At 52.1% G+C, this 19,914-nt stretch carries 18 protein-coding genes; 10 read left to right on the top strand and 8 right to left on the bottom strand.

Translation table 11 applies throughout. The annotated features are described in order from the left end of the window. Nucleotides 1-4: 4 nt before the first annotated feature. The 8 genes from mutL (at nt 5) to EIP93_RS19530 (ending at nt 8,812) form a co-directional block, all read left to right on the top strand. On the top strand, nt 5-2,014 hold the full coding sequence (gene mutL / locus EIP93_RS19565) for a DNA mismatch repair endonuclease MutL (protein WP_125233148.1): 2,010 nt from the start codon (nt 5-7) through the stop codon (nt 2,012-2,014). Beyond that, complete coding sequence (gene miaA / locus EIP93_RS19560; RefSeq protein WP_125233147.1) at nt 2,007-2,948, top strand: tRNA (adenosine(37)-N6)-dimethylallyltransferase MiaA; 942 nt, start codon at nt 2,007-2,009, stop codon at nt 2,946-2,948. Before mutL ends, miaA begins: the two co-directional genes overlap by 8 nt. Nucleotides 2,949-3,061: 113 nt before the next feature. Continuing rightward, entirely contained in the window at nt 3,062-3,361 is a 300-nt protein-coding gene (gene hfq, locus EIP93_RS19555; protein ID WP_010285823.1) for an RNA chaperone Hfq, read from the top strand. A 94-nt stretch (nt 3,362-3,455) separates the two neighbouring features. Then, nucleotides 3,456-4,736, top strand: a complete 1,281-nt coding sequence (gene hflX, locus EIP93_RS19550) for a ribosome rescue GTPase HflX (protein WP_103861936.1) — start codon at nt 3,456-3,458, stop codon at nt 4,734-4,736. A 96-nt stretch (nt 4,737-4,832) separates the two neighbouring features. Continuing rightward, nucleotides 4,833-6,089: an FtsH protease activity modulator HflK gene (hflK, locus tag EIP93_RS19545; protein ID WP_103861935.1), complete on the top strand. Its 1,257-nt coding sequence runs from the start codon at nt 4,833-4,835 to the stop codon at nt 6,087-6,089. 3 nt (nt 6,090-6,092) lie between these two features. Next, nucleotides 6,093-7,088, top strand: a complete 996-nt coding sequence (gene hflC, locus EIP93_RS19540) for a protease modulator HflC (protein WP_103861934.1) — start codon at nt 6,093-6,095, stop codon at nt 7,086-7,088. A 125-nt stretch (nt 7,089-7,213) separates the two neighbouring features. Continuing rightward, nucleotides 7,214-7,414, top strand: a complete 201-nt coding sequence (locus EIP93_RS19535) for a DUF2065 domain-containing protein (RefSeq protein WP_010295436.1) — start codon at nt 7,214-7,216, stop codon at nt 7,412-7,414. 99 nt (nt 7,415-7,513) lie between these two features. Then, a complete protein-coding gene (locus EIP93_RS19530; protein ID WP_095700691.1) occupies nt 7,514-8,812 on the top strand; it encodes an adenylosuccinate synthase in 1,299 nt (432 codons plus the stop codon). 109 nt (nt 8,813-8,921) lie between these two features. Here the strand turns inward: EIP93_RS19530 and mpl are convergent, their stop codons facing one another. Then, nucleotides 8,922-10,307 carry a UDP-N-acetylmuramate:L-alanyl-gamma-D-glutamyl-meso-diaminopimelate ligase gene (gene mpl / locus EIP93_RS19525; RefSeq protein WP_125233146.1) on the bottom strand — a complete coding sequence of 462 codons (1,386 nt, stop codon included), beginning with the start codon at nt 10,305-10,307 and terminating at the stop codon, nt 8,922-8,924. 169 nt (nt 10,308-10,476) lie between these two features. On the opposite strand from mpl, the gene fbp reads away from it, so the two are divergent. Continuing rightward, nucleotides 10,477-11,481 carry a class 1 fructose-bisphosphatase gene (gene fbp / locus EIP93_RS19520; protein WP_039487368.1) on the top strand — a complete coding sequence of 335 codons (1,005 nt, stop codon included), beginning with the start codon at nt 10,477-10,479 and terminating at the stop codon, nt 11,479-11,481. A gap of 248 nt (nt 11,482-11,729) precedes the next feature. Here fbp and ruvX read toward each other — a convergent pair whose 3' ends face one another. The 7 genes from ruvX to metK form a co-directional block, all read right to left on the bottom strand. Beyond that, nucleotides 11,730-12,149 carry a Holliday junction resolvase RuvX gene (ruvX, locus tag EIP93_RS19515; protein ID WP_125233145.1) on the bottom strand — a complete coding sequence of 140 codons (420 nt, stop codon included), beginning with the start codon at nt 12,147-12,149 and terminating at the stop codon, nt 11,730-11,732. Next, nucleotides 12,149-12,712, bottom strand: a complete 564-nt coding sequence (locus EIP93_RS19510; protein ID WP_039487374.1) for a YqgE/AlgH family protein — start codon at nt 12,710-12,712, stop codon at nt 12,149-12,151. Before EIP93_RS19510 ends, ruvX begins: the two co-directional genes overlap by 1 nt. An 82-nt stretch (nt 12,713-12,794) precedes the next feature. Continuing rightward, a complete protein-coding gene (gene gshB / locus EIP93_RS19505; RefSeq protein ID WP_010285797.1) occupies nt 12,795-13,754 on the bottom strand; it encodes a glutathione synthase in 960 nt (319 codons plus the stop codon). A gap of 11 nt (nt 13,755-13,765) precedes the next feature. Further along, on the bottom strand, nt 13,766-14,500 hold the full coding sequence (rsmE, locus tag EIP93_RS19500; protein ID WP_095992946.1) for a 16S rRNA (uracil(1498)-N(3))-methyltransferase: 735 nt from the start codon (nt 14,498-14,500) through the stop codon (nt 13,766-13,768). A gap of 117 nt (nt 14,501-14,617) precedes the next feature. Beyond that, the gene (gene endA, locus EIP93_RS19495; RefSeq protein ID WP_010285795.1) at nt 14,618-15,316 is read right to left on the bottom strand and encodes a deoxyribonuclease I; all 699 of its coding nucleotides are present in this window, start codon (nt 15,314-15,316) and stop codon (nt 14,618-14,620) included. 96 nt (nt 15,317-15,412) lie between these two features. Continuing rightward, nucleotides 15,413-15,925, bottom strand: a complete 513-nt coding sequence (locus EIP93_RS19490) for a SprT family zinc-dependent metalloprotease (protein WP_125233144.1) — start codon at nt 15,923-15,925, stop codon at nt 15,413-15,415. Nucleotides 15,926-16,048: 123 nt separating this feature from the next. Then, nucleotides 16,049-17,200 (bottom strand): methionine adenosyltransferase, encoded by a 1,152-nt coding sequence (gene metK, locus EIP93_RS19485; protein WP_103971105.1) that lies wholly within the window; start codon nt 17,198-17,200, stop codon nt 16,049-16,051. Nucleotides 17,201-17,910: 710 nt separating this feature from the next. On the opposite strand from metK, the gene speA reads away from it, so the two are divergent. Further along, a complete protein-coding gene (gene speA, locus EIP93_RS19475; RefSeq protein ID WP_103861928.1) occupies nt 17,911-19,893 on the top strand; it encodes a biosynthetic arginine decarboxylase in 1,983 nt (660 codons plus the stop codon). Nucleotides 19,894-19,914 lie beyond the last annotated feature (21 nt).

The following is a 19,914-nucleotide window of genomic DNA, read 5'->3' as shown; positions in this document are numbered from 1 at the left end:
CGCCATGCCGATTCAGGTGTTGCCACCACAACTGGCTAACCAGATCGCTGCCGGAGAAGTGGTTGAGCGTCCGGCTTCGGTCGTGAAGGAGCTGGTGGAAAACAGTCTGGATGCAGGCGCGACCCGGATTGATATCGACATAGAACGCGGCGGCGCGAAGCTGATCCGTATTCGTGACAATGGCTCGGGTATCGGAAAGGATGAATTAACGCTGGCGTTGGCGCGTCATGCGACCAGTAAAATTGCCACGCTCGACGATCTGGAAGCGATCGTCAGTATGGGGTTCCGTGGCGAAGCGTTGGCAAGTATCAGTTCCGTCTCCCGTTTAACGCTGACATCGCGCACCGCCGAACAGTCTGAGGCTTGGCAGGCCTACGCCGAAGGGCGCGACATGGCGGTGACAGTCAAGCCAGCCGCCCATCCTGTGGGCACCACGCTGGAAGTGCTGGATCTGTTTTATAACACGCCCGCCCGCCGTAAATTTATGCGCACGGAAAAAACCGAATTCACCCATATTGATGAGGTGGTACGCCGCATCGCGCTGGCGCGTTTTGATGTTGCCATCACGCTGCATCATAACGGTAAGCTGATGCGGCAGTATCGTGCAGCACCGGATAAAAGCCAGTATGAGCGCCGGTTGGGTAGCATTTGCGGTGCGACATTCTTACAGCATGCGCTCGCGGTGTCATGGCAACACGGCGATCTCACCATTCATGGCTGGGTTGCCGATCCGGTTGGCGCCAAGCAACTGCCTGATATGCAGTATTGCTACGTGAACCAGCGCATGATGCGCGATCGGCTCATCAACCATGCCATCCGGCAGGCTTATCAGGATCAACTGAGTGACGATCAGCAGCCCGCCTATGTGCTGTATCTGGAGATCGACCCGCATCAGGTTGATGTGAATGTGCATCCTGCCAAGCATGAGGTACGGTTCCATCAGGCTCGGTTGGTGCATGACTTTATCTATCAGGCCGTGATGTCCGTTCTGCAACAGGCATCCTCACCAGCGCTTGGCATGACAGAGCCGGAGACCGGGAAACCCGTGCAATGGCAGCAGGAAAACCGCATCGCCGCAGGTGAAAACCACTTTGCCCAGCCGTCACGTACCGATAGTTCGCCATCGTATGGTGGGAAAACGCCGCGCGCAGGTCATTCCGGTCAGGCGAGAGAATCTGCCTATTCCGGCTATCAGCCAGAGAATCCGTACCAGAAAAAGCAGGGTGAGCTGTATAAAACATTGCTGCAACCGACGGATAACGCAGCAAGTGCACCGCCGCCGTCTGGCGAGCGTATTTCTGTACCGTCGAATCAGGTGATGTCGTCGGATAGGGTTGTTCCATCCACGGTATCGCATGACGCACCGCCAAATCGAACCACGGCGGATACAGCAGCCAGCAATAACAAACAACGTGCTCCGGTTGAATCACCGCTGGAAAGCCAATCGAACGGCTTTGGGCGAGTGTTGACGGTTTATCCGCCGTGCTACGCGCTGTTGGAGTACCATAAGGGATTGGCGATGCTGTCGCTTTCCGTTGCTGAGCGTTATCTGAAAGCGGTGCAGTTGACGCCGTCGGAAGAAGGGTTGCGGGCGCAGCCGTTACTGATTCCTCAGCGCCTGACGTTGAGTAAATCTGAGCTGAACGTTTTGTCTGCCCATCATGCTTTGCTGGCGCGTTTTGGTATTGAAGTCGTGGTTGAGTCACAGCGTGCCACATTGCGTGCCGTACCTTTACCATTGCGCCAACAAAATTTACAAAACTTGATCTCTGAACTGATAGGCTATCTGGCCGGCTATCAGACGGTTGAGACACAGCAGGTGGAACCTGGTGAATTGGCATCGTGGATGGCAACGCGATTGCAGAGTGAGCAGGAAAGCTGGAGCCATTCTCAGGCCATACAATTACTGGCGGATGTCGAGCGGCTTTGTCCGCAGTTGGCGAAAACGCCGCCGTCTGAACTTTTATCGATGATGGACATCCAGGATGCCATCAAGGCTTTAAAGCATGAGTGATGTAGAACAAGTGTCGTTGCCGCCCGCCATTTTTATCATGGGGCCGACGGCGTCAGGAAAAACGGCATTGGCAATGGCGTTACGAGAATATTTGCCGGTAGAGTTGATTAGCGTAGATTCCGCCCTCATCTATAAAGATATGGATATTGGGACGGCGAAACCGAGTGCGGAAGAGCTGGCACTGGCCCCGCATCGGTTAATCGATATTCTCGATCCGACAGAATCCTATTCTGCGGCCGATTTTCGCCGCGATGCGTTACGTGAGATGGCGGACATTACCGCTGCCGGGCGCATTCCCCTGTTAGTCGGGGGGACGATGCTGTATTTCAAGGCGCTGCTGGAGGGACTTTCTCCTCTGCCGTCAGCCGATGCCGCCGTGCGTCAACGTATTGAAGAGCAGGCAAAAGAAATCGGCTGGGAAGCGATGCATCGGCAGCTCAGTGAGATCGATCCGGTAGCAGCCATTCGGATTCATCCAAATGATCCGCAGAGACTCTCGCGAGCACTGGAAGTTTTTTTCGTTTCAGGTAACACTTTAACTGAACTGACAAAAACGTCTGGCGACGCGCTGCCCTATCAGGTTCATCAGTTTGCTATCGCCCCGGCGACGCGTGAATTGTTGCATGAGCGGATTGAACAGCGTTTTCATCAGATGTTGGCGGCAGGTTTTGAGACAGAAGCCCGGACATTGTTTGCCCGGCATGACCTTCATACGGATATGCCCTCTATTCGTTGTGTTGGTTATCGCCAGATGTGGTCATACTTATCCGGTGAAATTGATTACGATGAGATGGTTTATCGGGGAATTTGTGCGACGCGTCAGTTAGCGAAGCGTCAAATGACCTGGCTGCGCGGTTGGGATGACGTCTGCTGGCTGGATAGCGAAAAACCAACTGAAGCACTGGACAAGGTGATACAGGTTGTTAGTGCATAGGTTGAGTGATTGTGTACAATCGGTGAGTCTCAGCGTGCAAGTTTTTTTACACCGTTATTTTAGAGCCGTAGGGTTCTTTGTTACAAACAACATACAAATAAGGAAAATATAGAATGGCTAAGGGGCAATCTTTGCAAGATCCGTTCTTGAACGCTTTGCGTCGTGAACGTGTTCCGGTTTCGATTTATTTGGTGAACGGTATTAAGTTGCAAGGTCAGATCGAATCTTTCGATCAGTTCGTGATTTTGTTGAAAAACACGGTAAGTCAGATGGTTTATAAGCACGCCATCTCTACAGTTGTTCCCTCTCGCCCAGTCTCTCACCATAGCAACAATCCAGGCGGCAGCAACAACTATCACGGTAGTAACACGACTGCTCAGCAGCAGTCGCAGGAAGCTGATGACGCCGAATAAGGCGTATTGTCAATTCACCACGGCGCGGGAGAGCTGGACGCATCGCTCGGCTCCTTCGCTGTGGTGTTTTTTGCTCGTTTGAGAGGTTATTCGCTTGTTTGACCGTTATGAATCAGGTGAACGGGCTATATTAGTTCATATTTTCTTTTCGCAAGATAGAGATACGGAAGATCTACTGGAGTTTGAGTCTCTGGTTTCTTCTGCCGGTATTGAATCCTTGCAGGTTGTTACTGGCAGCCGTAAATCGCCTCATCCCAAGTATTTTGTCGGGGAAGGTAAAGCTGAAGAAATTGCTCAGGCAGTAAAAGAAACTGGCGCGTTTGTCGTGCTGTTTGATCATGCGCTGACGCCTGCTCAGGAACGTAACCTGGAGCGTTTGTGCGAGTGCCGGGTGATCGATCGTACCGGACTGATTTTAGATATTTTTGCCCAGCGTGCGCGTACGCACGAGGGGAAATTACAGGTAGAACTGGCACAGCTGCGCCACCTTGCGACCCGACTGGTTCGCGGTTGGACGCACCTTGAACGTCAGAAAGGCGGTATCGGTTTGCGTGGCCCGGGTGAAACCCAGCTTGAAACCGACCGTCGTTTATTGCGTAACCGCATCAGTCAGATACTGTCGCGTCTTGAACGGGTAGAAAAACAGCGTGAACAAGGGCGCCGGTCACGGGTTCGTGCCGATGTCCCCACCGTTTCGCTGGTGGGCTATACCAATGCGGGTAAATCCACGCTGTTTAACAAGATTACATCGGCGGGCGTCTATGCCGCCGATCAGTTATTTGCCACACTGGACCCAACATTGCGCCGCATTCAAGTGGATGATGTTGGTGATACGGTGTTGGCGGATACCGTAGGTTTTATCCGGCAGTTGCCCCATGATTTGGTAGCTGCGTTTAAGGCTACATTACAGGAAACACGTCAGGCCTCGCTGCTGCTGCACGTTGTTGATGCCGCCGATCCTCGTCTTGACGAGAACATTGAAGCGGTTGATGACGTATTGGCGGAAATTGAGGCGGACGAAATACCTGCGCTGTTGGTAATGAACAAAATTGATATGCTGGATGATTTCGTTCCGCGTATCGATCGCAACGAAGAGAATCTACCGGTGCGGGTCTGGCTTTCAGCACAGACCGGCGACGGTATTCCGTTGCTATTTCAGGCATTGACTGAGCGGCTTTCCGGGGAAATCGCACAACATACCTTGCATCTTCCCCCACAGGCAGGACGCTTGCGTAGTCGTTTTTACCAGCTTCAGGCAATAGAAAAAGAATGGATTGAAGAGGATGGGCAAATTGGTCTGGTTATTCGTATGCCGATTGCTGACTGGCGCCGCCTCTGCAAAAAAGAGCAGGAACTGATGGACTATATTGTCTGATTTGACTGGCATAAACAGTCTGAACGGTGAAATAGTCTGACGGACTCTGGGATATTGAACCTGAAGAACACCTATCATAAAGAATGGAGCTAAAACATGGCGTGGAATCAGCCCGGTAATAACGGACAAGACCGCGACCCGTGGGGGAGCAGCAGCAATAATGGCGGCAACTCTGGCGGAAATAACAATAAAGGTGGCCGAGATCAGGGGCCTCCGGATCTGGACGACATCTTCCGTAAACTGAGCAAAAAACTCAGCGATCTGGGTGGCGGAAAAGGTTCTGGCTCAAGCAACAGTGGAAATTCTGGTGGCCCAGCATTGGGTGGCCGGATCGTCGGTATCGCTGCCGTCGCTGCGGTTGTCATCTGGGCTGCTACTGGTTTCTATACCATTAAAGAAGCGGAACGCGGTGTCGTAACGCGCTTTGGTAAGTTCAGCCATTTGGTTGGTCCGGGGCTTAACTGGAAACCGACCTTTATCGATTCTGTTCGCGCGGTGAACGTTGAATCGGTGCGTGAACTGGCGACGTCGGGCGTGATGTTGACGTCAGATGAAAACGTCGTGCGCGTTGAAATGAACGTGCAGTATCGTGTCACGCAGCCAGAACAATATCTGTTCAGTGTAACCAATGCGGATGACAGCCTGCGTCAGGCAACTGACAGCGCGCTGCGCGGCGTTATTGGTAAATACACGATGGACAAAATTTTGACGGAAGGCCGTACCATCGTGCGTACGGATACCCAGCGTGTACTGGAAGAAACGGTTCGTCCGTACAACATGGGTATCACGCTGCTGGACGTCAACTTCCAGACCGCGCGCCCGCCGGAAGAAGTTAAGGCCGCGTTTGACGATGCGATTGCCGCACGTGAAAACGAACAGCAATATATTCGTGAAGCGGAAGCGTACGCGAACGAAGTGCAGCCGCGTGCAAACGGTCAGGCTCAACGTATTCTGGAAGAGTCTCGCGCTTATAAAACGCGTACCGTTCTGGAAGCTCAGGGTGAAGTTGCCCGTTTTGCCAGAGTCTTACCGGAATATAAAGCTGCGCCAGAAATCACCCGCGAGCGTTTATATATCGAAACGATGGAACGCGTGCTGAGCCATACCCGTAAAGTTCTGGTCAATGATAAGGGGGGCAACCTGATGGTGCTGCCGTTGGATCAGATGCTGCGCGGACAAGGCGGTGAAAATACGCAAAGCAACAACAGCAGTGCTAATCCACTGCGTTTGCCTAGCAACAGCAGCGGTGCGACGAATAGCAACCAAACGCGTAGCAGTAACAATGGAAATATCATGGATCAGCGCAGAGCAAATGCGCAGCGTGATGACCTCACTCGAGTAGGGAGAGAATAATCGATGCGTAAGCCCTTACTATTTATCTTGATCCTGGTACTGATGGTGGTCTATGCGTCACTGTTTGTGGTGCAGGAAGGCCAGCGCGGCATTGTGATGCGTTTTGGCAAAGTATTGCGTGATGACGACAATAAGCCGCTGATCTATGTACCGGGATTGCAGTTCAAGATTCCGTTTATCGACTCAGTGAAAATGCTGGATGCACGTATCCAGACGATGGAAAACCAGGCTGACCGCTTTATCACTAAAGAGCAGAAAGACCTGATTGTCGATTCCTACCTCAAATGGCGTATCAGCGATTTCAGCCGCTACTATTTGGCAACGGGCGGTGGTGACATCTCTCAGGCTGAAGTGCTGCTGAAACGTAAATTCAGTGACCGTCTGCGTTCCGAGATTGGTCGTCTGGATGTGAAAGGCATTGTTACCGACTCGCGTGGTCAACTGATGTCTGACGTGCGTGAAGCGCTGAATACCGGTACCGGTGAAACGACCGAAGCCGATAATGCGATTGCTTCTGCTGCTGCGCGTGTTGAGAAAGAGACAACGACCAACGAACCTCATATCAACCCTAACAGTATGGCTGCGCTGGGTATTGAGGTTATCGATGTGCGAATTAAGCAAATCAACCTGCCAACTGAAGTCTCTGACGCAATTTACCAACGTATGCGTGCAGAGCGTGAAGCGGTAGCACGTCGCCACCGTTCACAAGGTCAGGAAGAAGCTGAAAAGCTGAAAGCGACGGCAGACTATGAAGTTACCCGTACACTGGCTGAAGCTGAGCGTCAGGGCCGAATTTCCCGCGGTGAAGGGGATGCTGAAGCCGCGAAACTGTTTGCTAACGCATTTAGTGAAGATCCTGATTTCTATGCTTTCGTTCGTAGCTTGCGCGCGTACGAAAACAGCTTCAGTAGTAATCAGGACGTCATGGTTCTTAGCCCGGATAGCGACTTCTTCCGCTACATGAAGTCACCGGACAGCAGCATGGCACCACGCCGCTGATAGTCATTAACTGACGTCTCACCAAGCCCGGGTTCTTTCTCCGGGCTTTTTTTTGCCGTTTTCTGGCAGAGAGATATCCAAAGGGTTGGTCCTGCTCGAACCTGATGCGGAGAAAAGGGGTTGTTATGAATTCAACGATTTGGCTGGCGCTTGGACTGGTTTTGGTGCTTGAAGGGCTGGGGCCGCTGCTGTTTCCTCGACTCTGGCGACGTATGATTTTGGGAATAGCGCAGTTGCCGGATAATATTTTGCGCCGTTTTGGCGGCGGAATAGTTGTTGCTGGGTGCGTGATCTACTACATGTTGCGTAGCCGGATGGGTGGCTAAAATTAAGCGGAAAAATGTGCGCAATCGTGTGCTAAAAGTACTGAAAGCATCCAAATGAGATGGTAGAATCCTTTTTTAAGCAACCTGGTGATTCTTGAAATGGGTAAGAACGTCGTCGTACTGGGCACCCAATGGGGTGACGAAGGTAAAGGCAAGGTCGTTGACCTGCTGACTGAACGGGCTAAATATGTTGTGCGCTATCAGGGTGGACACAATGCTGGCCACACGCTGGTTATCAATGGTGAAAAAACCGTCCTTCATTTAATTCCTTCTGGCATTCTGCGTGAAAATGTTGTCAGCATCATCGGTAACGGTGTTGTGCTGGCGCCTGACGCATTGATGAAAGAAATGACGGAGCTTGAAGCGCGTGGCGTCCCGGTACGCGAACGTCTGCTGCTTTCTGAAGCCTGTCCGTTAATCCTGCCTTATCACGTCGCACTGGATAACGCGCGTGAAAAAGCGCGTGGTGCGAAAGCAATTGGTACGACTGGCCGTGGTATCGGTCCTGCGTATGAAGATAAAGTTGCTCGCCGTGGTCTGCGCGTTGGCGATCTGTTTGATAAAGAAACCTTTGCTGTCAAACTGAAAGAGATCGTCGAATACCATAACTTCCAGTTGGTTAACTACTATAAAGCTGATGCTGTCGACTACCAGAAAGTGTTGGACGACGTGTTAGCGATTGCCGATATTCTGACCGCGATGGTCGTTGATGTTTCCGATCTGCTGTACAAAGCGCACCTGCGTGGCGACTTCGTCATGTTTGAAGGCGCGCAGGGTACGCTGCTGGATATCGACCACGGTACTTATCCGTACGTGACCTCCTCAAACACCACTGCGGGCGGTGTTGCTACCGGCTCTGGTCTGGGTCCACGCTATGTAGATTACGTACTGGGTATCGTTAAAGCTTACTCTACCCGTGTAGGTGCAGGTCCATTCCCGACTGAGCTGTTTGAAGAAGTGGGTGAGCATCTGTCTCAGAAAGGTAACGAGTTTGGCGCGACAACGGGTCGTCGTCGTCGTACCGGCTGGCTGGATGCGGTTGCCGTACGTCGTGCGGTACAGATCAACTCGCTGTCTGGTTTCTGCCTGACTAAGCTGGATGTTCTGGACGGTCTGAAAGAGATTAAAATCTGCGTAGGCTACCGTTTGCCGAATGGCACAGAAGTGGATACTACTCCGCTGGCTGCTGAAGGCTGGGAAGGTCTTGAGCCGATTTACGAAACAGTGCCGGGCTGGTCTGAAAGCACGTTTGGCGTGAAAGATCACAGCAAACTGCCGCAGGCTGCGCTGAACTACATCAAACGTATCGAAGAAATCACGGGTGTGCCGATTGATATTATTTCTACCGGCCCAGATCGTAGCGAAACGATGGTGTTGCGCGATCCGTTCGACGCTTGATTTTGCCACCCTTAACGGGTGATGCGAAGATGAAAAAGGACGGAATTCCCGTCCTTTTTACTATTTACTTTTTAACCGTTGCGATATACACGACAACGGTTTGCACCTGTTATTCCTGAGCTTCTTTCGCCTTCTGCGCTTTGTTCTTCAGGCCATCCAGCAGCTTATTGTGGATGTTGCTGAACCCGCCGTTGCTCATCACCAGAATATGGTCGCCAGGCTGTGCGGTCTTGACGATATTTTCTACCAACGTGTCAATATCCGCGCTCCAGTGAGCGGGCTGTACGCAGGCTTCTGCGACTTCTACGACCTGCCACGGAATATGTGCTGGCTGGAATAGGAAAACTTCATCGGCGCGGCCTAATGACGGTGCCAGTTCGTTTTTGCACATCCCCAATTTCATGGTGTTGGAACGGGGTTCAAGTACGGCCAAAATCCGGGCCGTGCCGCCAACTTTGCTACGTAGCGCCGACAGCGTCGCCAGAATCGCAGTCGGGTGATGCGCAAAATCGTCATAAACCGTGACGCCATGCTCTGTACCGCGTAATTCAAGGCGACGGCGCGCGTTGATAAATCCACCCAGTGCACGGCAAGCATCAGCGGGTAGTACGCCAACGTGGTGAGCGGCAGCGATGGCCATCAGCCCGTTGTGCATGTTGTGTTCACCCACCAGCTTCCAGTGGACTTCACCGACGAGTTCCTTATTCAGGTAAACCTGATATTGGCTGGCATCGGTCGACACTTTTTGTGCCCGCCATGTGCCTTCTTCGCCGACCAGTTCCTGCTCGCTCCAGCATCCCATTCCCATCACCTGTTTGAGGTTAAGGTCGTTGGTTGGCAGGATGATCTTCCCGCTGCCCGGCACCAGTCGCACAAGATGATGGAACTGTTTCTGAATGGCTTTCAGATCGTCAAAGATGTCGGCGTGATCGAACTCAAGATTGTTGAGAACCAGCGTTCTTGGGCAGTAGTGTACGAATTTGGAGCGCTTGTCGAAGAATGCGCAATCATATTCATCGGCTTCGATCACCATGAACGGGCTGTCACCCAAGCGTGCGGAAACGGTGAAGTTGCCGGGAACGCCACCGATCACAAAGCCTGGCTGGTAGCCGCAATCTTCCAGAATCCAGGTGACCATCCCCGCCGTGGTGGTTTTGCCATGCGTTCCTGCAACGGCAATCACCCAGCGATCGCGCAGCACATAATCATGCAGCCACTGTGGACCGGAAACGTAAGGTAATCCCTGTTCCAGTACGGCTTCGACGCACGGGTTTCCGCGCGTCATCGCATTACCGATGATGACTAAATCAGGTGCAGGGCTAAGCTGTGCCGGATCGTAGCCCTGAATCAGCGTGATTCCCTGCTCTTCAAGTAAGGTACTCATGGGGGGATAAACATTTGCATCTGAGCCTGTGACGTCATGCCCCAGCGAACGAGCAAGCAGGGCAAGGCCACCCATAAAGGTGCCGCAGATACCTAAAATATGAATACGCATACATTTTCCATCTTCACAGTGAGTCTGTGTCACATTCTAACGCTATGAATCCGCCATAAGAAATGGATTTGACTAGGTACTCACTTTCTCTTTGGGCTACACTGCATGCGCAAACGTTGGCGGTGCAGAAATGAAACCGCTTTTCATCCGTAGATTCTGGAATAGTGTTATGAAAACGTTAGGCGAATTTATCGTCGAAAAACAGCACGATTTCTCTCACGCCACAGGTGAGCTTACCGCGCTGCTGTCTGCTATTAAACTGGGTGCCAAGATTATTCACCGTGATATCAATAAAGCGGGTCTGGTTGATATCCTGGGAGCCAGCGGCATTTCTAATGTTCAGGGCGAAGTACAGATGAAGCTCGATCTGTATGCCAATGAGAAACTGAAAGCTGCATTAAAAGCGCGTGGCGAAGTGGCAGGTATTGCCTCCGAAGAAGAAGACGAAATTGTTATCTTTGAAGGTGATAAGGCGGAAAATGCCAAGTATGTGGTTCTGATGGATCCGCTGGACGGTTCGTCGAATATTGATGTGAACGTCTCCGTCGGTACGATTTTCTCTATTTATCGCCGTATTACGCCGCTGGGAACGTCAGTCACGGAAGCTGACTTCTTACAGCCGGGTAGTCAGCAGGTTGCTGCGGGCTACATCGTTTACGGTTCTTCTACCATGCTGGTGTATACCACGGGTCACGGCGTTCACGCCTTTACCTACGATCCGTCGCTCGGTGTATTCTGTCTCTCGCATGAAAAAGTTTGCTTCCCGGAAAAAGGGAATATGTATTCCATCAACGAAGGGAACTACATCAAGTTTCCTGCTGGCGTGAAGAAATACATCAAATACTGTCAGGAGCAGGATGAAGAGACGCAGCGTCCTTATACGTCGCGTTACATCGGCTCACTGGTCGCAGATTTCCACCGTAATCTGCTGAAAGGCGGTATTTACCTGTACCCGAGCACGGCGAGCTATCCGAAAGGCAAACTGCGTTTGCTATACGAGTGCAATCCGATGGCGTTTCTGGCGGAGCAGGCAGGCGGCAAGGCCAGCGACGGTAAAAACCGTATTCTGGATATCACGCCAGAGAAACTGCATCAGCGCTCACCGTTCTTCGTAGGAACAGAATCCATGGTTGATGACGTCGAACGTTTCATCCGTGAATTCCCAGACGCCTAATTAACATCTATATACCCTAAATAATTCAAATTTCAGGCAGGCGGCAAGGGAAGGACAAATTCGTCGGGAACGAATTTGACCAGCCAAAGGCTGGCCTCCGGTGAGAGACAGGATGTCTCTCATTTCATCCCGATGAGCTTACATAGGTAAGTGATTCGGGTGATTGAGCGCAGCCAACGCACATGCAATTTGAAGTATGACGGGTATAGTCCCGTGTGGTCGGATCCTCGGCTACACGGGATTGTCTTTTAAAGCTGTGCGTCGAACCAGCTCTCCAGAATAATCACCGCAGAGGCAGCGTCTACGCTACCTTTATCCAGCGCTTTAAAGCCACCGCGTTCGAAGAGATCGGCTCGCGCTTCCACTGTACTCAAGCGTTCATCGTGTAGCTCAATAGCGATGCCAAAACGGCCATGCAGCCGGTTCGCGAACTTTCGCGCCCGTGCCGTTAGCGGTTGCTCGGTGCCATCCATGTTGAGCGGCAGGCCGACGACGACCAGATTGGGCTGCCATTCTGACAACAGCTTCTCCACTTTTTGCCAGTCGGGTATCCCTTCCTGCGCCTTGAATGATGTCAGTGCACGTGCCGTACCGGTAATCTCCTGACCGATGGCGACACCGATACTTTTTGTACCAAAATCAAAGGCAAGAATGGTTCTGCTACTCATCAGGCATGTCCTGCTTCGGTGGAGATATTATGAATATCGATGCCCAACTTCCTGGCCGCCGCTCGCCAGCGTTCGGCAATTGGCGTATGGAACAGAATGTCTTGATCGGCTGGCGTCGTCAGCCAGGCATTATCCAGCAGTTCCTCTTCCAACTGGCCGTTCTCCCAGGCGGAATAGCCTAAGGCGACCAGCGTATTTTTCGGCTGCTGGGGTGTGCCTAACGTTTCCAGCACGTCTTTTGATGTGGTGATCATAGTGTCTTCAGAAATACTGATGCTGGAACCAAAGCCGGAGCAGGGCGTATGCAGGATAAAGCCACGGTCGTCCGCCAGTGGGCCACCCACAAAGACGGGTTTATCCAATCGGATGGCGGGATCGCGCGGCGTTGGGTCTATTTTTAGCTTTTTCAGCACATTTTCCACGGAAAACTGATCCATCGGTTTGTTGATGATCAGCCCCATGGCTCCGTCTTCATTATGTTCGCAGATATAGACCACCGAACGTTTAAATACAGAGTCCTGTAGTGCTGGCATAGCAATGAGGAAGTGATGCTGTAAATTCATTGTGTATTTTAATCGATATCCGTCAGCGTTGGAGAAACGGCCCGTATTGCGCGGGCCGGGTAGCGTGTCAGTGTCTCTGGTATTAGCGGGTACGTGCAGCCAGACGTTTTTCAATGGCGTCCATCAGCATGCCAGTGATGGAAACATCCGGGTAAGCCGCTTCGATTTCACGCACGCAGGTCGGGCTGGTGACGTTAATTTCTGTCAGGCGGTCGCCGATAATATCCAGACCGACGAAAATCAGGCCTTTGGCTTTTAACGTTGGTGCGACATCACGGGCGATTTTCCAGTCGCTTTCGGTTAGTGGACGCGCTTCGCCGCGGCCACCGGCTGCCAGATTGCCGCGTGTCTCACCGCTTTTCGGGATACGCGCCAAGCAGTAAGGCACGGGTTCGCCATCAACCACCAGTACGCGTTTGTCGCCATCTTTAATTGCAGGCAGATAGTTTTGCGCCATGCAGTAGCGGGTCGCGTGTTCGGTCAGCGTTTCGATGATGACCGAGACGTTGGCATCATCCTGCTTCAAACGGAAAATAGACGCGCCGCCCATGCCGTCGAGCGGTTTGAGAATGACGTCACCGTGTTTTTCATGGAACTGACGCAGTTTGTCTGCACGACGCGTAACGAGCGTATCAGGGGTCAGATGCGGGAACCAGGCGGTGAACAGCTTCTCATTGCAATCACGCAGGCTCTGCGGCTTGTTGACGATCAGCGTGCCTTTCTCTTCCGCACGTTCAAGGATATAGGTGGCGTAGATGAATTCCGTATCGAACGGCGGATCTTTACGCATTAGCACCACATCCAACTCTTCCAGCGCAATATCCTGTTCACCGGAGAAATCGTACCAGCCGTCGTAATCGTACTGGACGCTCAGGCGACGCGTTGTTGCACGCGCGACGCCCGCATGCATATAGAGATCGTTCATCTCCATATAATGCAGTTCCCAACCACGGCGCTGTGCTTCCAGCAGCATGGCAAAGCTGGTGTCTTTCTTGATATTGATGGTGTCAATTGGGTCCATCACGATACCGAGTTTGATCATTCTTTTCTCCTTTACCCCAAATCGCCGAAACGTACCTGTAAGGCGGTCATGGCGGTGAGTGCAGTGGTTTCTGTGCGCAAGACGCGTGGCCCCAACAGGATATCAGTGAATCCGTGTTCTGAGGTCATGGTAATTTCACCGGCGGTGAGTCCGCCTTCTGGGCCGATCAGTAGCCTGACCCGATCGACCGGCAGTGGTAACGTATTGATGCTCTGTGTGGCGCGTGGGTGCAGATTCAATTTCAACGCGTTGTCTTGTTCTGCACACCAGGCTTCCAGCGTCATCGCTGGCCGCACCAACGGCACACAATTGCGGCCGGATTGTTCACAGGCGGCGACCGCAATTTTCTGCCACTGGCTAATTTTTTTCTCCATACGCTCGGCATCCAGTTTGACGCCACAGCGTTCAGAAAGCAGTGGGGTAATCACATTGACGCCCAGCTCGATGGATTTCTGAATGGTAAATTCCATCTTCTCGCCGCGTGACATCACCTGTCCCAGATGTAAATGTAGGGGCGATTCTTTATCTTCCAACTTACCTGCTGTGAAGCGAACGCGCACACTCTTTTTGCCAGCCGCGATGATTTCTGCATCAAAGGCATGATTGCTGCCATCAAACAGCTGCAATGACTGACCTGTCGTCATGCGTAACACGCGACCAACATGATTGGCGGCATCGTCACTCAGTTCGACTTCACCGCCGTTAAGGGGGAGCGTTTCGGGATGAAAAATGCGTGGTACTCGCATGCTGAATTAAGACCTTTGAATGAAATTAACGGGTATAGGAACGCCAGAAATAGGCAAAACCACCGTCATCTGACGGTGGTTTTGCTGGAAACCGATTCGTTATAGTAGGTAGACGAACTAACGCTGGCAAGCTTGTTGAACGTAGGGATTCGGGTTTCCCTGTTTTGCGGCGATGCGCTGATTGCGGGTACATTCCCACTGAGTGACTGGGTATTGTTTATCCCAGGCTTCGAACAGCTGGGTTTGCTGGCTGGAAAGGCGTAACTGATAGCGGTCGCGCATGTAGAAATAGGTTCGAGCGATCTGGCCGCGAGCGCGAGCGGGCGGTTCTGCCAGATTATTTTTGAAGTCGACCTTCATCTCGCATTGACCATATTGGGATGCACCACCGTTCCATTGCCCATACATGGCATTGCCACGATCGCCGTTGACCTCGCCGATAGCGGGCTGCAGGTTATGCAAATCGGTTTCCATCTCGCGGTAGACAGGGTCGCTGTTACAGTTCTTTCTGCCGCCGTCTTGCCAGCATTGGCGCTGGTGGCCGAACTGCCAGGCGGGCACAACATGCTCCCACTCGATGCGGCTGGCACGCTGTTCATTTTTCCTGACCTGATAACCGCAGGATTCAAGATCGGGCGTACCTTTCTTGCCCTGCCACGTAATCTTACAGCCGCAGTAGAACGAGCCCGGCGCATCGCGATTAATGTCGACAGCGGCGGCTTTTGCCTGCGAAAAATTATTGATGTTTTGACCCAGCGCGGTAGCCGAAAACAGACCCGCGCCCACGGCGGCGATAGCGAGAATTTTGCGTAGCATATTCCAAATAATCCACAGGCTGTAAAGTTGGCAGACTACCGGATGTCTCGTCGGCAGGCAAATGCAAAAGCAGTTTTTAAAACTGGAAATTCCCTTTTAAATAGAATTTTTTACATCATGACGTAAGATTTTCCCGCAACGACGACAGCGATATTCTGTTTCGCCGCGCAGCACCCGATTGTGCCGACGGATCGTCAGCTCATGCCGTTGGCAATCACACAGGTAGGTGAAGGTTTTCCCCTGTACGGATTGCACCGCAAACCGATGCGTGCGTTTTGCCGGGACGCTCAGCACGTTTTCCATCATCCAGCGCCATTCCTTGCCATGCGGTGCGACACGGCCAAAACGCGCATAGACCAGCAGATGAGCCAGTTCATGAGGAACGACTTCATCGATAAAGGCCTGCTGGTTTTCCTGCAACAAGACAGGATTCAGCCGAATTTCCCAGTGTTGCAGCCAGGCCGTTCCTGCGGTTGAACCGCGTTGCTGGTAATTTACTGCTGGCTCGGTGTAGTTCGTTTGCAAAGTGAGGTTAGCCTGCTGCAATTTATCACGCAGGCAGCGCATCACAGCCTGATGGCTGGCAATAGGGATTCGGGGTGCGTTCATTGCTGTGAGCATAAATTGAGTTGCAGGGAGACGCAATAGGGAAGCTGAAGCGAAATATTCAGGGAGCTAGAATGAAAAACGGCGAATTTTCATTCGCCGTTTGGTATTTATTGAGTCGCCAGATTACAGGCCCGCAGCTTCGCGCAGCTGTGCGGCTTTGTCCGTTTTTTCCCACGGGAAATGTTCGCGGCCAAAGTGACCGTAGGCAGCCGTTTCCTGATAAATCGGATGCAGCAGATCCAGCATCTGGATTAAGCCGTAAGGACGCAGATCGAAGAATTCGCGCACCAGCAGCGTCAGTTGCTCGGTGGACACTTTCTCTGTGCCGAAGGTTTCGATCATGATGGACGTTGGTTCTGCCACGCCGATAGCGTAGGACACCTGAATTTCGCAGCGATCGGCCAGGCCAGCCGCGACGATATTCTTGGCAACATAGCGTGCAGCATAGGCAGCAGAACGGTCTACTTTAGACGGATCCTTACCGGAAAATGCACCGCCGCCGTGACGTGCCGCGCCGCCGTAGGTATCAACGATGATTTTACGACCGGTCAGACCGCAGTCACCCATTGGGCCGCCGATAACAAAGCGTCCGGTTGGGTTGATGAAATATTTGGTATTGGCAGTCAGCCATTCTGCAGGCAGAACCGGTTTGATGATCTCTTCCATCACCGCTTCATGCAGATCTTTCTGGCTGATGTCTTCTGAATGCTGGGTAGACAGCACCACGGCATCGATGCCAGCAATCTTGCCATCGTCGTACAGGAACGTAACCTGACTCTTCGCATCCGGGCGCAGCCACGGCAGAGAACCGCTCTTGCGGACTTCTGACTGGCGCTGAACCAGACGGTGTGCGTAAGTCACGGGTGCTGGCATCAGAACGTCGGTTTCGTTGGTCGCGTAACCGAACATCAGACCCTGATCGCCTGCGCCTTGTTCCAGCGGATCGCGGCGGTCAACGCCCTGATTGATGTCAGGAGACTGCTTGCCAATCGCGCTCAGGACGGCACAAGAGTTGGCATCAAAGCCCATTTCAGAATTGACATAACCGATATCACGCACGGTACGGCGGGTAATTTCTTCAATATCGACCCAGGCGCTGGTGGTAATTTCACCACCGACTAACACCATGCCGGTCTTTACATAAGTCTCACAAGCGACACGCGCTTTTGGGTCTTGCTCCAGAATGGCGTCGAGAACCGCATCAGAAATCTGGTCAGCAATTTTATCAGGATGTCCTTCAGAGACTGACTCGGACGTAAAAAGGTGTTTAGCCATGAGTTTCTTTACCTTCAAATCAAAGCCGTTAAGCAGTGTATCAGTTAATCGGTATAGACGGATTAACATCTGGATGGCTATTCTAGGTCACCTTTTGGTCTCAGTGCCAGTAGTTTTTCGCATTAGCGCGCCATCGTCCTTTTATCATCGGCCGTTTTTTCTTTTACAAGAGATGACTGGCGGTAATTTTCATTTTGCTTTTCCAGCAGCATGTAGGTATAAAACGGCGAGCGGTGATGCAACCCGCGACATCTTGAATTTTTTATTGATAGCTGACCGCATAGCCTGCGGCGCACGTGGAGGTGGTAGGATTAATGATCCGTTGTTTACTGAGTGTATTGCGTTCGCAATATGTCCCTTTTGACGCTACCGCGTCCGCGACTCAACCCTTCTTTTCCGTTTCTCGACGTAGCCTGTCTTTAAATTCGACACAGGACTCCAGGGCTGGTTAACCTGCCTGTTATTCTTTCTGCCAGAAGCGTTTAACGCTTTTCTGGTCACGTTCGCCCGGTGATTTTCACAACGAGTTTTATCGACCCGTAACACGGAGCCTGACAACGTGTTTTACACTAATAAGAGTAATAAAGTGACGGCATACTTCACTACGCCGGTTTTTTCACTGTCGATGCCGCATGTTGCAGGTATGCTCATGTGGTCTGTTTATTCAGGTACTGATGTGATCCGCAGTCCAGAAAAAGAAGAGGTTCGTTATGTCTGACGACATGATTCATCACGGCTCGTCAGCGACGGGTAAACATGAAAATTTGCGCTCTATGCAGGAGGTTGCCATGAATGACCGTAATGCCAGCGAAATGCTTCGTACTTACAATATTGCCTGGTGGGGCAATAATTACTATGACGTCAATGAACTCGGCCACATTAGCGTGTGCCCGGATCCTGACGTACCAGAAGCTCGCGTCGATCTGGCCAGATTGGTCAAAGATATGCAGAAAGAGAACCATCAGCGCCTTCCTGCGCTGTTCTGTTTTCCGCAAATCCTTCAGCATCGCCTGCGTTCTATTAACGCCGCGTTTAAACAGGCCCGCGAATCGTTTGGCTATGAAGGCGGGTATTTTCTGGTTTATCCGATCAAGGTTAACCAGCATCGTCGTGTCATTGAGTCACTGGCTAATTCCGGTGAGCCGTTAGGTCTGGAAGCCGGTTCAAAAGCGGAGCTGATGGCAGTACTGGGCCACGCTGGCATGACCCGCACGGTGATTGTGTGTAACGGCTACAAAGACCGTGAATACATCCGTCTTGCACTCATCGGCGAAAAGCTGGGCCACAAAGTTTATCTGGTCATCGAGAAGATGTCCGAAATTCGGCTGGTGCTGGAAGAAGCCGAGCGCTTGAATGTGGTGCCGCGCCTCGGCGTCCGTGCGCGTCTGGCTTCTCAGGGGTCGGGCAAGTGGCAATCCAGCGGCGGTGAAAAATCCAAGTTTGGTCTGGCGGCGGTCCAGGTGCTGCAATTGGTTGAGATGCTGCGTGAAGCGGGGCGGTTGGATAGCCTGCAACTGCTGCATTTCCATCTGGGATCGCAACTGGCGAATATCCGTGATATCGCGACGGGCGTGCGTGAATCTGCGCGCTTCTATGTCGAACTGCATAAATTGGGCGTAAATATCCAGTGCTTCGACGTCGGTGGTGGGTTGGGCGTGGATTATGAAGGCACGCGCTCTCAGTCCGATTGTTCAGTGAACTATGGCCTGAACGAATACGCCAACAACGTGATTTGGGGTATCGGTGATGCCTGTAACGAAAACGGGTTGCCACATCCGACGGTTATCACCGAATCTGGCCGTGCGGTAACCGCGCACCATACCGTGTTGGTTTCCAATATTATCGGGGTTGAACGCAACGAGTTCAGTGAACCTACAGAGCCAGAAGAAGACGCTCCGCGTGCGCTGGAGAGCCTGTGGTCAACCTGGAAAGAAATCAAACAGCCGGGAAAACGCCGTTCGCTGCGCGAATGGCTGCACGACAGCCAGATGGATTTGCACGATGTGCATACCCAATACACGCATGGCATGTTGGATCTGACGCAGCGTGCGAAAGCAGAGCAGCTTTATCTGAGCATCTGTCAGATGATTCAGGAACAGCTGGATCCGAGCAACCGTGCACATCGGCCGATAATTGATGAATTACAGGAGCGGATGGCTGACAAGCTGTATGTCAACTTCTCGCTGTTCCAATCCATGCCTGATGCATGGGGGATCGATCAGTTGTTCCCAGTAATGCCGTTGGAAGGGCTAAACAAGCCGCCTGAGCGCCGTGCTGTCGTGCTCGACATCACCTGTGATTCCGATGGTGCGATCGATCATTATGTCGATGGTGACGGGATCGCGACGACGATGCCAATGCCGCCTTACGATCCAGAAAATCCGCCATTGTTGGGCTTTTTTATGGTCGGTGCCTATCAGGAAATTCTGGGGAATATGCATAACCTGTTTGGCGATACGTCGACCGTTGACGTGTTTGTCTTCCAGGATGGCACCGTTGAGATTGAAGAATCTGACGAAGGGAATACGGTTGCCGACATGCTGGAGTATGTGCAGCTTGACCCCAAAGTGCTGATGACCCGTTTCCGCGATCAGGTGAAAGAAACTGACCTGGATACCGAACTTCAGGCGCAGTTCCTGGAGGAGTTTGAAACAGGGCTGTACGGCTATACTTATTTGGAAGATGAAGAGTAAGCGTTGCTGACTGAGTAAAAA

The sequence above is a fragment of the Pectobacterium versatile genome (assembly GCF_003932035.1).
Classification (GTDB): domain Bacteria; phylum Pseudomonadota; class Gammaproteobacteria; order Enterobacterales; family Enterobacteriaceae; genus Pectobacterium; species Pectobacterium versatile.
Note: the sequence above shows the minus strand (reverse complement) of the source record. Positions and strands in the feature narration are given on the sequence as shown.

Bases quoted from the DNA above. Each gene is read 5' to 3' on its own strand.
- mutL (WP_125233148.1), top strand. From the start codon at position 5: ATGCCGATTCAGGTGTTGCCACCACAACTGGCTAACCAGATCGCTGCC.
- miaA (WP_125233147.1), top strand. From the start codon at position 2,007: ATGAGTGATGTAGAACAAGTGTCGTTGCCGCCCGCCATTTTTATCATG.
- hfq (WP_010285823.1), top strand. From the start codon at position 3,062: ATGGCTAAGGGGCAATCTTTGCAAGATCCGTTCTTGAACGCTTTGCGT.
- hflK (WP_103861935.1), top strand. From the start codon at position 4,833: ATGGCGTGGAATCAGCCCGGTAATAACGGACAAGACCGCGACCCGTGG.
- hflC (WP_103861934.1), top strand. From the start codon at position 6,093: ATGCGTAAGCCCTTACTATTTATCTTGATCCTGGTACTGATGGTGGTC.
- EIP93_RS19535 (WP_010295436.1), top strand. From the start codon at position 7,214: ATGAATTCAACGATTTGGCTGGCGCTTGGACTGGTTTTGGTGCTTGAA.
- EIP93_RS19530 (WP_095700691.1), top strand. From the start codon at position 7,514: ATGGGTAAGAACGTCGTCGTACTGGGCACCCAATGGGGTGACGAAGGT.
- mpl (WP_125233146.1), bottom strand. From the start codon at position 10,307: ATGCGTATTCATATTTTAGGTATCTGCGGCACCTTTATGGGTGGCCTT.
- fbp (WP_039487368.1), top strand. From the start codon at position 10,477: ATGAAAACGTTAGGCGAATTTATCGTCGAAAAACAGCACGATTTCTCT.
- ruvX (WP_125233145.1), bottom strand. From the start codon at position 12,149: ATGAGTAGCAGAACCATTCTTGCCTTTGATTTTGGTACAAAAAGTATC.
- EIP93_RS19510 (WP_039487374.1), bottom strand. From the start codon at position 12,712: ATGAATTTACAGCATCACTTCCTCATTGCTATGCCAGCACTACAGGAC.
- gshB (WP_010285797.1), bottom strand. From the start codon at position 13,754: ATGATCAAACTCGGTATCGTGATGGACCCAATTGACACCATCAATATC.
- rsmE (WP_095992946.1), bottom strand. From the start codon at position 14,500: ATGCGAGTACCACGCATTTTTCATCCCGAAACGCTCCCCCTTAACGGC.
- endA (WP_010285795.1), bottom strand. From the start codon at position 15,316: ATGCTACGCAAAATTCTCGCTATCGCCGCCGTGGGCGCGGGTCTGTTT.
- EIP93_RS19490 (WP_125233144.1), bottom strand. From the start codon at position 15,925: ATGAACGCACCCCGAATCCCTATTGCCAGCCATCAGGCTGTGATGCGC.
- metK (WP_103971105.1), bottom strand. From the start codon at position 17,200: ATGGCTAAACACCTTTTTACGTCCGAGTCAGTCTCTGAAGGACATCCT.
- speA (WP_103861928.1), top strand. From the start codon at position 17,911: ATGTCTGACGACATGATTCATCACGGCTCGTCAGCGACGGGTAAACAT.